Source organism: Acinetobacter sp. SwsAc2, assembly GCF_013391465.1.
Taxonomy (GTDB): domain Bacteria; phylum Pseudomonadota; class Gammaproteobacteria; order Pseudomonadales; family Moraxellaceae; genus Acinetobacter; species Acinetobacter johnsonii.
Genome location: NZ_JACBEZ010000010.1, coordinates 1 through 12669, shown reverse-complemented (window position 1 = coordinate 12669; position 12669 = coordinate 1). Strand labels below are relative to the sequence as shown.

Annotated in this window: 13 protein-coding genes; 8 read left to right on the top strand and 5 right to left on the bottom strand. The window is 40.6% G+C overall.

Features of this window, described 5'->3' with window-relative positions:
* Positions 1–46: 46 nt before the first annotated feature.
* Positions 47–1690 (bottom strand): acyl-CoA synthetase, encoded by a 1644-nt coding sequence (locus tag HYI04_RS06280; RefSeq protein WP_178896018.1) that lies wholly within the window; start codon positions 1688–1690, stop codon positions 47–49.
* 510 nt (positions 1691–2200) lie between these two features.
* Here HYI04_RS06280 and thrS point away from each other — a divergent pair.
* From thrS to HYI04_RS06265, 3 genes are all read left to right on the top strand, one after another.
* Entirely contained in the window at positions 2201–4123 is a 1923-nt protein-coding gene (thrS, locus tag HYI04_RS06275) for a threonine--tRNA ligase (protein WP_005400751.1), read from the top strand.
* Positions 4124–4128: 5 nt separating this feature from the next.
* Positions 4129–4680 carry a translation initiation factor IF-3 gene (infC, locus tag HYI04_RS06270; RefSeq protein ID WP_050796974.1) on the top strand — a complete coding sequence of 184 codons (552 nt, stop codon included), beginning with the start codon at positions 4129–4131 and terminating at the stop codon, positions 4678–4680.
* Between the two features lie 101 nt (positions 4681–4781).
* Positions 4782–6019, top strand: a protein-coding gene (locus tag HYI04_RS06265; RefSeq protein ID WP_178896017.1) for an IS3 family transposase whose coding sequence is annotated in 2 segments (ribosomal slippage) — positions 4782–5118 and positions 5118–6019 — 1239 coding nt in all. Because the reading frame shifts where the segments join, the coding sequence is not laid out codon by codon here.
* Between the two features lie 51 nt (positions 6020–6070).
* Here HYI04_RS06265 and HYI04_RS06260 read toward each other — a convergent pair.
* Positions 6071–6523, bottom strand: a complete 453-nt coding sequence (locus HYI04_RS06260; protein WP_178896016.1) for an Hsp20 family protein — start codon at positions 6521–6523, stop codon at positions 6071–6073.
* 324 nt (positions 6524–6847) lie between these two features.
* Here HYI04_RS06260 and HYI04_RS06255 point away from each other — a divergent pair, with 324 nt between their 5' ends.
* The 3 genes from HYI04_RS06255 to HYI04_RS06245 all read left to right on the top strand — a co-directional run bounded on the left by HYI04_RS06255 (position 6848) and on the right by HYI04_RS06245 (position 8307).
* Complete coding sequence (locus HYI04_RS06255; protein ID WP_176537176.1) at positions 6848–7468, top strand: glutathione S-transferase family protein; 621 nt, start codon at positions 6848–6850, stop codon at positions 7466–7468.
* 115 nt (positions 7469–7583) lie between these two features.
* Complete coding sequence (locus HYI04_RS06250) at positions 7584–7877, top strand: hypothetical protein (protein ID WP_178896015.1); 294 nt, start codon at positions 7584–7586, stop codon at positions 7875–7877.
* 1 nt (position 7878) lies between these two features.
* A complete protein-coding gene (locus tag HYI04_RS06245; protein WP_178896014.1) occupies positions 7879–8307 on the top strand; it encodes a YqaA family protein in 429 nt (142 codons plus the stop codon).
* Positions 8308–8411: 104 nt separating this feature from the next.
* Here HYI04_RS06245 and HYI04_RS06240 read toward each other — a convergent pair whose 3' ends face one another.
* Positions 8412–9143 carry an energy transducer TonB gene (locus HYI04_RS06240; protein WP_178896013.1) on the bottom strand — a complete coding sequence of 244 codons (732 nt, stop codon included), beginning with the start codon at positions 9141–9143 and terminating at the stop codon, positions 8412–8414.
* A gap of 104 nt (positions 9144–9247) precedes the next feature.
* A complete protein-coding gene (locus tag HYI04_RS06235; RefSeq protein ID WP_178896012.1) occupies positions 9248–10501 on the bottom strand; it encodes an MFS transporter in 1254 nt (417 codons plus the stop codon).
* A 221-nt stretch (positions 10502–10722) separates the two neighbouring features.
* On the opposite strand from HYI04_RS06235, the gene rpmI reads away from it, so the two are divergent.
* Together rpmI and rplT are read left to right on the top strand one after the other, a co-directional pair.
* Complete coding sequence (rpmI, locus tag HYI04_RS06230; protein ID WP_004278281.1) at positions 10723–10917, top strand: 50S ribosomal protein L35; 195 nt, start codon at positions 10723–10725, stop codon at positions 10915–10917.
* 11 nt (positions 10918–10928) lie between these two features.
* Positions 10929–11288 (top strand): 50S ribosomal protein L20, encoded by a 360-nt coding sequence (rplT, locus tag HYI04_RS06225; RefSeq protein WP_004692276.1) that lies wholly within the window; start codon positions 10929–10931, stop codon positions 11286–11288.
* Positions 11289–11316: 28 nt separating this feature from the next.
* On the opposite strand, the gene HYI04_RS06220 is transcribed toward rplT, so the two are convergent.
* The gene (locus HYI04_RS06220) at positions 11317–12525 is read right to left on the bottom strand and encodes a hypothetical protein (RefSeq protein ID WP_178896011.1); all 1209 of its coding nucleotides are present in this window, start codon (positions 12523–12525) and stop codon (positions 11317–11319) included.
* Between the last annotated feature and the right edge of the window lie 144 nt (positions 12526–12669).

Below are 12669 nucleotides of genomic sequence, written 5' to 3'. Positions count from 1 at the left end.
TCGCTTTTTTATTTGAGAGTATTTGCTTGTATAGACTGCTGAATGTTTAGCTAAACTCGCCCGTTGCACGCTCTTTGGCCCAATCGCGTAGAACAAATTTTTGTAACTTGCCTGTCGACGTTTTTGGAATTTCTGTAATCACTACATCTTTCGGGACTTTAAAACGTGCCAGATGTTGCTTACAGAATTCAATGATTTCCTCAGGTGTGGTTTCTTTACCTGCTTTGAGTTCAATAAATGCACAGGGCACTTCTTGCCAACGAGGATCGGGTTTCGCGACCACCGCAGCCGTTAAAATAGCAGGATGTTGATAGAGAATTTCTTCAACTTCTAGTGATGAAATATTCTCGCCTCCAGAAATGATCACATCTTTAGAGCGGTCAGTAATTTTGGCATAGCCATCGGGTTGGCAGACTGCAAGATCGCCTGTATGAAACCAACCACCAGCGAACGCTTCTGCGGTCGCCTCAGGGTTTTTGAGGTAGCCTTTCATCACAATGTTGCCACGGAACATAATTTCACCCATGGTTTGACCATCATGCGGTACAGGTTGCATGGTATCTGGATCAAGGACTTTCATGCCATCTTGCAGTGGGTACGGTACACCTTGGCGTGAGTGCAGCTGCGCTTGTTCTTGAATCGATAAGTCTGACCAACCTGCTTGAGAGGCACAAAGCGCAGAAGGACCATAGGTTTCAGTGAGACCGTAGACATGGGTGACATTGATGCCAATATTACGCATGCCTTCAATGATTGCAGCAGGAGGCGCAGCACCTGCCACCATCACTTCGACACGGTGCTCAAAGTGAACCCGTTGCTCTTCTGGAGTATTGATCAGCATTGATAACACAATCGGCGCACCGCAGAAATAATCAACTTTGTGTTCAGCGATGAGTTTAAAAATGAGTTCAGGGTCAATTTTACGTAAACAGATGTTGGTGCCACCATTGGCTGCCATAGTCCATGCAAAGCACCAACCGTTGCAGTGAAACAGGGGGAGGGTCCACAAGTAGGTCGCACGTGGTGTCATGCCACAAGCAATAATATTACTGGCTGCATTGATATAAGCGCCACGGTGGTGATAAACCACGCCTTTGGGGTTGCCTGTGGTGCCAGAGGTGTAGTTAAGGCTGATGGCATCCCATTCATCTTGAGGTAAATGCCATTCAAAGTTCTCATCGCCTTCGGTTAACCAGTCTTCATACTCGATTTGCCCAATCGGGGCTGCAAAACAGTTTTCGTACTCAGCATCATCTACATCAATCACGAAAATATCGCGTCCGACCAAAGCCAAGGCTTCTTGTGCAACCGATGCAAACTCTGGATCCACCAATAAGACTTTGGTTTCTGCATGATCAAGCATAAATGCGATGGTTTTGGCATCTAAGCGCGTGTTCAATGTGTTGAGCACAGCACCTGCCATTGGGACTGCAAAATGTGCTTCGATCATTGCAGGGACATTGGGCAGCAAAACAGAGACAGTATCGTTTTTTGTGATTCCCAGTTTTTGTAATTGTGAGGCAAATTGGCAGCAGCGAAGGTAAGTTTCACGCCATGAAATATGGCGGTGCCCATGAATGATGGCATCTTGATGAGGGTAAATATAAGCAGCTCGTTCTAAATAACGTAGCGGTGACAAAGCCACAAAGTTTGCGGGGGTTCTTGGTAACTCATCATAAGCACTCACCATGTTGATCACTCCAAATTCAGTATTATTTTTCCATTGATTAAAAGATATGCATTTTTCAGCCATCTTGCATTTATGCTTTAGTCGAGTTGCTCTTTTTAGATGAATTTATTGAATTTTTTTTGTTTAGTTTATCTAAACTGAATCTATGGATTCTGTGCGATATAAACTCTTTTAATTAGATTTTAGCCTGCTTTTTAAGCAAAATGTGTATGCTTGTGTTGCTGTATTGTTCAATAAAAAGTGACCGATAGAGTCATTATAAAATGTAGCGATAAGGATTGCGGAACATCAATCCCCCTCATTTTAGGGAGGCTGATGGACTGGCAAATAAATTCAAAATGCGCTGAAACGTGAATTTTATAGGGGAAAAGGTTTAATCCTGTGGATAACACGTGTAAAATTCGACTGATTTTATTTATCCACCGTTTTTATCTTTTGAGGTTTTACCTCGATCATAATCTCGCGGTGATATGCTCCATGGTACGGGGCATCACTCCTTAAGGATTTTTTATGCCAATTATCACTTTGCCAAATGGCGATCAAAAACAATTTGATCAAGCTGTATCTGTGATGGACGTTGCACTGAGCATCGGTCCGGGTCTTGCGAAAAATACAGTTGCAGGAAAAGTCGATGGTCGTTTAGTTGATGCATCTGACTTGATTACCACGGATGCCAGCCTTCAAATTATTACGCCTAAAGACGAAGAAGGTGTCGAAATCATTCGTCACTCTTGCGCTCACTTGGTAGGGCATGCGGTTAAGCAATTGTTCCCTGAAGCGAAAATGGTGATTGGTCCTGTCATTGAAGATGGCTTCTATTACGATATTTTTAGCGCAAAGCCATTTACGCCAGAAGACATGCTAGCCATTGAAGAGCGCATGAAAAAGCTCATCGATCAAGACTATGATGTCATCAAAAAAATGACACCACGTGATGAGGTGATTGCAGAATTCACAGCGCGTGGTGAAGATTATAAATTACGCTTGATTGCAGACATGCCTGAAGAAACAGAAATGGGCTTGTACTACCATCAAGATTATTTGGATATGTGCCGTGGTCCACACGTGCCAAATACTAAATTTTTAAAAGCATTCAAACTGACTAAAATGTCAGGCGCTTATTGGCGCGGGGATGCGAAGAATGAACAGTTACAACGTATTTATGGTACAGCGTGGGCAGACAAAAAACAGCTTGCAGCTTATATCAAACGTATTGAAGAAGCTGAAAAGCGTGACCACCGTAAAATTGGTAAAGCTTTAGACCTGTTCCATATGCAAGAAGAAGCACCAGGTATGGTGTTCTGGCATCCAAACGGTTGGACCATTTATCAAGTGCTTGAACAATACATGCGCAAAGTACAACAAGATAATGGTTACCTTGAAATTCGTACTCCACAAGTGGTTGATTTCACGCTTTGGGAAAAATCAGGCCATGCTGCAAACTATGCAGATGGCATGTTCACGACGCATTCAGAAAGCCGTAACTATGCAATTAAGCCGATGAACTGTCCTTGTCACGTACAAGTGTTCAACCAAGGTTTAAAATCATACCGTGATTTGCCAATTCGTTTGGCCGAGTTCGGTTCGTGTCACCGTAACGAACCATCGGGTTCATTGCACGGCATTATGCGTGTTCGTGGCTTTACTCAAGATGATGCACACATTTTCTGTACCAAAGAGCAAATTGGTCAAGAAGTGGCTGACTTCATTCAACTGACTTTAGATGTGTATAAAGACTTCGGTTTCGAAGACGTGCAAATGAAGTTGTCTACACGTCCAGAAAAACGTGTGGGTGATGATGCACTTTGGGATATGGCTGAAAAATCTTTAGCAGATGCTTTAGATGCTGCTGGTTTGGAGTGGGAACTTCAACCAGGTGAAGGCGCATTCTATGGTCCGAAAATTGAATTCTCACTGAAAGACTGCTTAGGCCGTGTATGGCAATGTGGTACAATCCAATGTGACTTCAATTTGCCAGAACGTTTAGATGCGTCATATGTCACTGAAGACAATGATCGTGATCAACCTGTAATGTTGCACCGTGCAATACTTGGCAGTTTTGAACGTTTTATTGGTATACTAATCGAACACTATGCGGGCTTTATGCCACCTTGGTTAACACCAATTCAAGCATGTGTGATGAACATTACCGATTCACAAGCGGAAGCATGTGAGTCAGTCGTCGCTAAACTTAAAGAAAACGGTCTCCGTGCGATTTCAGACTTGAGAAATGAGAAAATCGGCTTTAAGATTCGTGAACGTACATTAGAGCGTATTCCTTACTTACTGGTACTTGGGGACCGTGAGGTAGAGGAAGGTACAGTGAACGTGCGTACCCGCTCTGGAACAAATTTGGGTACTATGTCAATCGACGCTTTCGTTGACCTAGTAAAAGCAGCCGTTGCCGAACGCGGCCGGTACATTGTGGAGTAACAGCGATTAAACAGCCTGACCGTAATCAACAGGGCGGTAACAAATCAAACCGTCCTGCTTTGAATGATGAAATTCGTGCGAAAGAAGTCCGTCTTGTAGACGAAAATGGTGAGCAAAAAGGTATTGTTAGCTTGGCAGAAGCATTACGCGCTGCTGAAAGTGTTGAGCTTGATCTTGTTGAGATCGTAGCAAACGCTGAACCGCCTGTTTGTAAAATCATGGACTTCAACAAGCATTTGTTTGATCTAAAGCAAAAGCAGAAAGAAGCGAAGAAAAAACAGCATCAAGTACAGGTGAAAGAAATCAAACTCCGCCCGGGTACTGATGTTGGTGATTACAACGTAAAACTACGTGCAATCACTAAGTTCCTTGAAGAAGGCAACAAAGTAAAAATTACTCTTCGTTTCCGTGGTCGTGAAATGGCGCACCAACAGCTTGGTTTGGCTCAACTTCAAAAAGTTGAAGCAGATGTGGCTGAAATTGGTGTTGTTGAGCAATCACCAAAAATGGAAGGTCGTCAAATGGGTATGTTGCTTGGTCCTAAAAAGAAAAAGTAATGATCCATTGATCTTAAAAAAGCACTGCCTATGCAGTGCTTTTTTTATTTTGTTGATTGTCCCGTCCTGAAATAAGTTTACACCTTTAAGAGGCTTATTTTATGGAACATGAACGAGAACAAAGAGTTAAACGTACACAAGGTGATTATAGCTTTGCCTTTAAAATGATGGTTGTACATGAAGTAGAAAAAGGGCAAATTACTTATAAACAAGCTCAGGCAAAATATGGTATTCAAGGAAGATCAACTGTGCTGGTATGGTTACGCAAGCACGGACAACAAGATTGGACTTCGAATATGCCGACTTCTTCTAAACGCCAATTGACACCCCAACAACGAATCCGCCAATTAGAAAAACAGTTAGCCGCAGAAAAGCTCAAAACTGAATTTATACAGGATGTGATTTATCACATTGATAAAGAGTGTGGGACTGATCTTGGAAAAAAGTATACCGAGCACGTTTCAAAGATTGGCAAAGCCAAAGAAGACTAAGCGTTTCACGTTATTGTCAGTGGTTAGGAATCACTCGACAATCTTATTATCAAGCAGAAAAACGTGCTCAAATGACTGCACAAATAACCGAACAAATACTCGAGTTGATTATGGAATATCGCTGTCTCATGCCAAGTATCGGAACACGTAAGCTGTATTGGCTTATTAAAGGCAAATTGTTGCAACGTGGTTTAAAGTGTGGACGGGATCAGTTATTTAAAATATTGAAAGAAAATAACTTATTGATTCGCCCTAAGCGTCGCTATACAAAAACTACGGATAGCAAGCATTGGATGAAGAAGCATCCAAATTTATTAAAGGATTATTCAGCAGTGCAAGCCAATGAAGTCTTTGTTAGTGATATTACCTATGTTGAGAGTGCTGAAGGTGTGCATTATTTATCCTTGGTGACAGATGCTTATACCCGACAGATTAAAGGTTATAAGTTATCGAATGATATGCGTGCGGAGAATGTTATGCAGGCTCTACATATGGCGATGCAGCATGTGACGGATCGAGCGACTAGGATGATTCATCATTCAGACAGAGGCTCTCAGTATTGCTCTGAGCTATATCAATCGGCATTGCGCCATTATGGGATATGTCCTTCCATGACAGATGGATACCTTGCGAAACAGTGTTTCTCATATCAAAATGCATTAGCAGAGCGGATTAATGGAATATTAAAGCAGGAGTTTTTAACTACACGATGTCAAACCATGAAGGAGTTAGACCACTTAATTACGGAATCTATCATGATTTATAATTACTATAGACCACATTTAAGTTTAAATATGAACACCCCGAATCAGATGTATGAGCAAACTAAAACCGAGCTAATTGCTTAACTCGGTTTGAAGTGGAATACTGTCAATCTATTTCAGGACAAGACAGATTGACTATGCCGCAGTGTTTTCAGTTGTTAATTTCTTCTGTCCGATTGGAATTCGGCATGGCGCTTTTTCTTCTGGAACAATCCGTTGTAGCTGGATGGTGAGTAAACCATTTTCATAATTGGCCTCTTGTACTTCAATGTGTTCATCTAAACGTAAAGATAATTTAAATGAACGCTGTGTGATGCCTTTATGCAAGAACTCAGCATGATTGTCTTTGGTCTGGTCAGCATGTTGACCTGAAATATTAAGTACCTGATTCTCTAAGTCAATCGTGAGCTCATCTTGGTTAAAACCAGTCGCAGCTACGACAATGCGGTAGTGATCATCACCGACTTTTTCAATATTGTACGCAGGATAATGTGGTGCTTCACTGAGCATTGTATGATCAAACAAATCGTTTAAACGGTCAAAGCCGATACTACGACGGAATAATGGCATTAAGCTTAAATTACTCATTGATAAAACCTCCACTATTAGGAAAAGTGATATAAATAAGCAACCTATGCGACTCGATTAGCATGGTTGTCACTGCAATAATTGGTGTGGATGTTTGCTGTACTTTTAATATTTGGATACTCTATGAAATTTCAAGATTAAAAAATAAGGTTTTTTAAAAAATTCTCTTTGGTTGATAATTATTCTATTTATATGAAGCTAGTCATGCATATTTTAAGATTTCAATTTCAGTTTAACCTAATGTTTCTAGGCTGGAATCATGTTATAAACAGTATCAAACCTCGACAATATGAACTAAAACGAGAAAAGTAACAGGATAACCACATGATCGATTTGTACTATTGGGGAACACCCAACGGACATAAAATTAGCATTGCATTAGAAGAGATGGGTTTGGAGTATCAAGTTTTTCCCATCAATATTTTAGAAAATGATCAGTTTCAACCCGACTTTTTACGCATTTCACCCAACAATAAAATCCCTGCGATTGTGGATCAAGATGGTCCTAAAGGTGAAGCCATTTCTGTGTTTGAGTCAGGGGCGATTTTGCAGTATTTAGGGCGTAAAACAGGACAGTTTTATCCAAGCGACGAACAGTCTCGTGTTGAAGTTGAGCAGTGGTTGATGTGGCAAATGGGTGGTTTTGGTCCAATGCTTGGACAGAACCATCACTTCAGTAAATTTGCTCCCGAACGTATTGGATATGCAACTGAACGCTATGTCAATGAAACCAAGCGTTTGTATGGTGTACTAGACAAGCAACTTTTTGGTCAAAACTATGTGGCTGGAGAGTATTCGATAGCGGATATGGCAATTTTCCCATGGATTTTGCGTTATGAATGGCAACAAATTGATATAAATGACTACCCAAATGTGAAGGCGTATATGGAGCGTATTCAAGCGCGTCCTGCAGTTCAGCGTGCGTTGGCGCTTCAAGTGAATTAGTTACAGAAGCGCTGACTTGAACTGTGTTAAGCTTAGCGCCTTCAAGGTATAAGCCATTCTTTAAAGCCACCGATGGGTGGCTTTTTTGTTGAAAGGTTGTTTGGACATTAGTGTAATGAAAAAAGAGTTTTTTCTCAATTTAACCCGCATTATTGAAGCGAATCCTAAAATCTATCTCAGTATTATTGTGGGGGTTGCGGGATGTTTGGTGCTATTTGTAGCTGAAGCGGTACACATTCAAAAAATCATTGAACTGCTGAATACCAAAGATCAGGTGGTACTTCGAGCTGCAATTGAACCGATTGCCGATAAATATTCATGGTCACGTTGGTCTTTGTTGATTCTGGCATTGATCTGGTCAAGTTTTGCCTATAGCTCAACCAAGAAAAAGCTGGGTTTAAAATCATAAAATGATGTGGGCCTTAGGACTACTTTTCCTTTCTGCTTTTGGGGCAGCGACTCTGCTACCCTTGCAATCAGAGGCTGTCTTGGTGGGATTGTTGGCTCAGACGCAGTATCCAGTGTGGTTATTGGTAGCTGTCGCCAGTCTAGGCAATATTCTAGGTAGCTGTGTGAATTGGTGGCTCGGCTTGAAAGTTGAGCAATACAAAAACAAAAAATGGTTTCCCATCTCAGAGCAAAAGATGTTGCAGGCGCAGGGTATTTATCAAAAATATGGTTTTTGGTCTTTATTACTCAGTTGGGTGCCCGTTATTGGTGATCCGATTACCCTCATTGCAGGATTACTCAAAGAAAACTTTGTTCGTTTTGTTGTGATGGTGAGTATTGCAAAAATAGGACGCTATCTTTTTGTGTATTGGATGTTTAGTCAGTTCTAATTATTTTCAGAGACTAACTAGCCACATGCTTATATGTGCTGAATGGGTTTAAAGTTGATATAGAGATGACACGAGTGAGTGAAAACTCGTGTCATGCTAAATTTTTAACGACAAGCATTTAGATCGAATTCAATCGCATCTTTAAATTTAGATTTTTTATAGAGCCACAGTCTACTTGCCGTGCGTTTAACACTAACTTTGCTGTTTGCAACGGCTTGTAAAACTTGTTGATCAAGCGCGTAAATGCCTGAACCTTTGATAATTTTAGGCTTCTTGATGTTGCCATGTTTATCGGCTTTAAAGCTAAATTTAATTTGACGGTCATGATTATTTAACTGCGTAGAATCTAGCGCAAGCTTAGGTTGAACCTGATATTGAAAAGGCACTTTTTGCTGCTGTTGCTGCGCACGCCAGTTCTTCGAGTCAAAGCTATAGTTACATGCTTCGGCATCATCTGGGGTTAGGTTTAAATTAAAAACTTGATAACCAATGACGGCTAAAGCGGTGTCGTCCTCCATAAACGGTTTTACTTTAGCTTGAAGCACGGCATTTACCAGCTTTTCATCCAAAGCTTTGATTCCAGTCGTTTCTTGGACTGTCGCTTTGGTCACTTCACCTGTTTCATCTGCATACACACGAATAATTGCTGCACGGTTTTGTTGGTTTAAATCACTATTTTTATATTGGGGTTTGGGAAAATCTAGCCATTGAATACGCGTCGTCAAATGCGCCGATTGAGCTGAACTTTTTTGAATGGTGAGTTCTAATGGTGGTTGAGCTGCATGACTGAGATGAAAGGGCAGTGTAGATAATGCGAGCAAGAAGAGTGGTTTCATATGATCGATTTCTTTTATAACGCATCCAGTGCGCATGACTTAAATAATTGTTGCGAGTATTTCCTGAATTAGAAAGACTCGCAAGTTATATTGTTAAATTAAAACTATTTTTGCTCGGCTTGGGTGATGTTTACACCAAATAAGTCTTTGGTTTTAGCCCAACTGAATGCGACCACCAAGAGCGTCATGCTGCCACCAAAAACCGTTGCAATCACAGGGCCTAAATATTTTGCTGCAAGACCTGACTCAAATGCCCCCAGTTCATTACTACTCGACACAAACATGCCATTTACCGCTGCAACACGGCCTCGCATATTTTCAGGAGGGTAAATTTGTAAAATGGTCTGACGAATTACCACTGAAATACTGTCACATGCACCCGTCATAGCAAGAGCAAACAAAGACAACCAGAGGTAGTTTGAGTAAGCGAACAATAAGGTGAATAGGCCAAAACCTGCAACAGCAAGCAGCATATTGCGCCATGCATGTCGGGTGGGCGGAAAACGCGTCAGCGCAATCATGGTGATGAGTGCACCAATCGATGGTGCTGCCCGTAAATAGCCCAATCCTTCAGGCCCAATTTTCAAAATATCTTCAGCAAAGATCGGAAGTAAAGCGATCACACCGCCGAACAGCACCGAGACTAAGTCGAGTGAGATGGCCCAGAGGACAATTTTAGTTTTAGCAATAAAGCGAAAACCTTCACCTAAACTTTGTAGTACACGTTCCGTTTCTATTTTAGAAAAAGTGCGTTTGCTTAAAAGATTGACGAGTAAGAAACATAGGCTGAGCAGTACCGCTACACTGATTAAACTGGTTTCACGGCCTAAAAATGCCAGCATAAATCCACCGAGCATCGGGCCAATAATCACCCCACTTTGCCAACCAATGGTGGTCCATGTGGCACCATTGGCATAAATTTCCCGAGGAATTAAAAAGGGTTTGAGTGATGTTGCAGATGGATTATAGAAACCTCGAATTATTCCTAAGCCAAAGATCACGGCATAAACACCCCATGACAGGGTGGAGAGTTCAATGTGCTTTAAGCCATAAGCATGAAATAACCCCCATAAAACTAGGGGCAGAGGAATGGCAAAGAATAAGCAGATTTTCATGATGGTTTGCTTATTAAAGCGATCGGCAAAATAACCGCCCCATAAGGAGAGCGCAATAAAGGGGATTGCTTCTGCCAGACCAATCAAGCCTAGAGTGAGTGGGTCTTTGGTGATTTTATACAAAGAATACGCCACAATAATTTCCTGGATTAAAATGGCAAGCGTCAGGCAAAATTGATTGAGTGTAACAAGAGAGAAGTCTCGGTATCGGAGTGCGGCAAAAGCATCCTGTGTAGCGTTCATAAGGGTACAGTATGGAATGGATGAGGCATTATACGACTTGGACTAAACCTCGGTTATAAATTCATCGCTTAAAGCTTATCGGGAAATAAACTAAGCTTGCTTTTATTGTTGATTATTTGCTTTTGTTTTAGACAAAGTTCGATTAGAATATTCGCTCCCTTACCTGCAGGTCGTTTTGCAATGGTGCAAACGTTCCGAACAGGTGTTCAAAAGAGGTTGTTATGCCTAAGATGAAAACTCGCCGTGGTGCAGCTAAGCGTTTTAAAGCTACTGCTAACGGTTTCAAGCGTAAACAAGCGTTCAAACGCCACATTTTGACCAAAAAATCTGCTAAGCGTATTCGTCAATTACGCGGCTGTGTAATGGTTCACGTGAGTGACGTTGCTTCAGTTCGTCGTATGTGCCCATACATCTAAGGAGATTATAAATGGCTCGTGTAAAACGTGGTGTACAGGCTCATCGCCGTCATAAAAAAATTCTTGCTCGTGCTAAAGGTTACTACGGCGCTCGTTCACGCGTATATCGCGTAGCGTTCCAAGCAGTAATCAAAGCGGGTCAATACGCTTACCGTGACCGTCGTCAGAAAAAACGTCAATTCCGTGCTCTATGGATTGCGCGTATTAACGCTGGTGCTCGTCTAAATGGTTTATCGTACAGCCGTATGATCGCTGGCTTGAAAAAAGCTCAAGTGATTATCGACCGTCGCGTACTTGCTGACATCGCTATGCATGACGCAGTTGCATTTGCTGCTTTAGCTTCTAAAGCTAAAGATGCATTAGCTGCATAAGTCTTTAAGACTTAAAAAAGACCGCTTTTTAGCGGTCTTTTTTATTGTTTGAATGAATGATGCTTTTATAAAGTGCATATAAAAATGCAATCGTTAGTATAAAAGTATTTCCCCACGATACGGAATAGAATGCCAAAGTCCACAATGCACAGTAACACCAAATGATGTACCATAAAAATTTCATGATTTTGAATAAATTAAAAGAGCTTACAGCTACGCTCTTTGTTTCTACTTGATGTTCTATGTCTTTTAGGTGCGCGGTATTTTCTACTACATCATTAGATGTCGGAATTTGAACGGTGTTTTTTTTAATAGAAAAAGAAGAATCTTTTGTTGTTTCGGGAATATTGGACAAGTAATTGCAATTTTTAATGTCTGAAAACTGATATTGATTTGCACAGTGTTTAAAGATTAGTGGGCGGAGTAGGGTCAGTTGATTATAGGCTGCTGAAAAAGTATCTTTTTCGTTACTATTCATTTGAACATAATCGGAATATTCATTTTTTGAATGTGATGCAGCGGAATATTGCTGTTCTAATAAAGCTGTATTTTCTATCAAATTCGAAGCGTAATTTTTTCGAATAGTGAATGGAAATATCGGATACTGCTCTTTTATAGAATCATTGAATAAATCGCCGACATAGCAATTATTGATATCTAATGGAATTGGATAACTGCCATATTGTTTTGCCATATCATTAAAATAAAGACGTGCTTCTGTGTCTTTAAAAAAAGTATCCCAATTGATTGGCTTTAAGTCTTGTTCTATAGTAGAAATTGCTTGAGGGGATGGGTGGTGTAACGTGTATGCCTCTACATTTTGGTAATAATTGGAATAATCATAAAAATCTTTGTTTCCATATTCATCAAAACTTTGCCATGTTGGTTTTTCATCGCTAAGGATTAAAACTTTATATTCATTATGAGGATAATGCACAACAATACAAAAACTTTCTTTATCGGTTGAAAAATAAAAAATTGAAGAGTCATTGAGTTCCATATGCAAGTCTTGAGCAACATGTAAACTCAGTTTTATGGCTCCGGATTCTTGTAGGCGACCCAATAGATGTGAAGCAGAACCGCATAAAAGCGTACCGTATTTAGTATCACGTAATATTGGAAAATGGTTGAATAATAATGGATGTCTATCTAGGATCTCTGTATCAACGGCACCATTTAAATATTCATTTCCATAGCTTACAAAAGCAATTTGGCGATAAGCTCTATTTAGATACACTTTTTAATTCCGATAACTAGGGTGTGTTGACACTTTTAGCTTAAAAAAATAGCGAAGTAGTAAAATCAAATCGCCAAACCCAATTTTACTATTCGCTATGCCTCGTACCATGCTGACAGATCAACACTGGCAAAAGTTGAAAGT

What these genes read in the sequence shown, in the direction of transcription:
- thrS (WP_005400751.1), top strand. Translation starts at nt 2,201, where the DNA reads ATGCCAATTATCACTTTGCCAAATGGCGATCAAAAACAATTTGATCAA.
- rpmI (WP_004278281.1), top strand. Translation starts at nt 10,723, where the DNA reads ATGCCTAAGATGAAAACTCGCCGTGGTGCAGCTAAGCGTTTTAAAGCT.
- HYI04_RS06255 (WP_176537176.1), top strand. Translation starts at nt 6,848, where the DNA reads ATGATCGATTTGTACTATTGGGGAACACCCAACGGACATAAAATTAGC.
- HYI04_RS06250 (WP_178896015.1), top strand. Translation starts at nt 7,584, where the DNA reads ATGAAAAAAGAGTTTTTTCTCAATTTAACCCGCATTATTGAAGCGAAT.
- HYI04_RS06240 (WP_178896013.1), bottom strand. Translation starts at nt 9,143, where the DNA reads ATGAAACCACTCTTCTTGCTCGCATTATCTACACTGCCCTTTCATCTC.
- HYI04_RS06260 (WP_178896016.1), bottom strand. Translation starts at nt 6,523, where the DNA reads ATGAGTAATTTAAGCTTAATGCCATTATTCCGTCGTAGTATCGGCTTT.
- HYI04_RS06280 (WP_178896018.1), bottom strand. Translation starts at nt 1,690, where the DNA reads ATGGTGAGTGCTTATGATGAGTTACCAAGAACCCCCGCAAACTTTGTG.
- HYI04_RS06235 (WP_178896012.1), bottom strand. Translation starts at nt 10,501, where the DNA reads ATGAACGCTACACAGGATGCTTTTGCCGCACTCCGATACCGAGACTTC.
- HYI04_RS06245 (WP_178896014.1), top strand. Translation starts at nt 7,879, where the DNA reads ATGATGTGGGCCTTAGGACTACTTTTCCTTTCTGCTTTTGGGGCAGCG.
- rplT (WP_004692276.1), top strand. Translation starts at nt 10,929, where the DNA reads ATGGCTCGTGTAAAACGTGGTGTACAGGCTCATCGCCGTCATAAAAAA.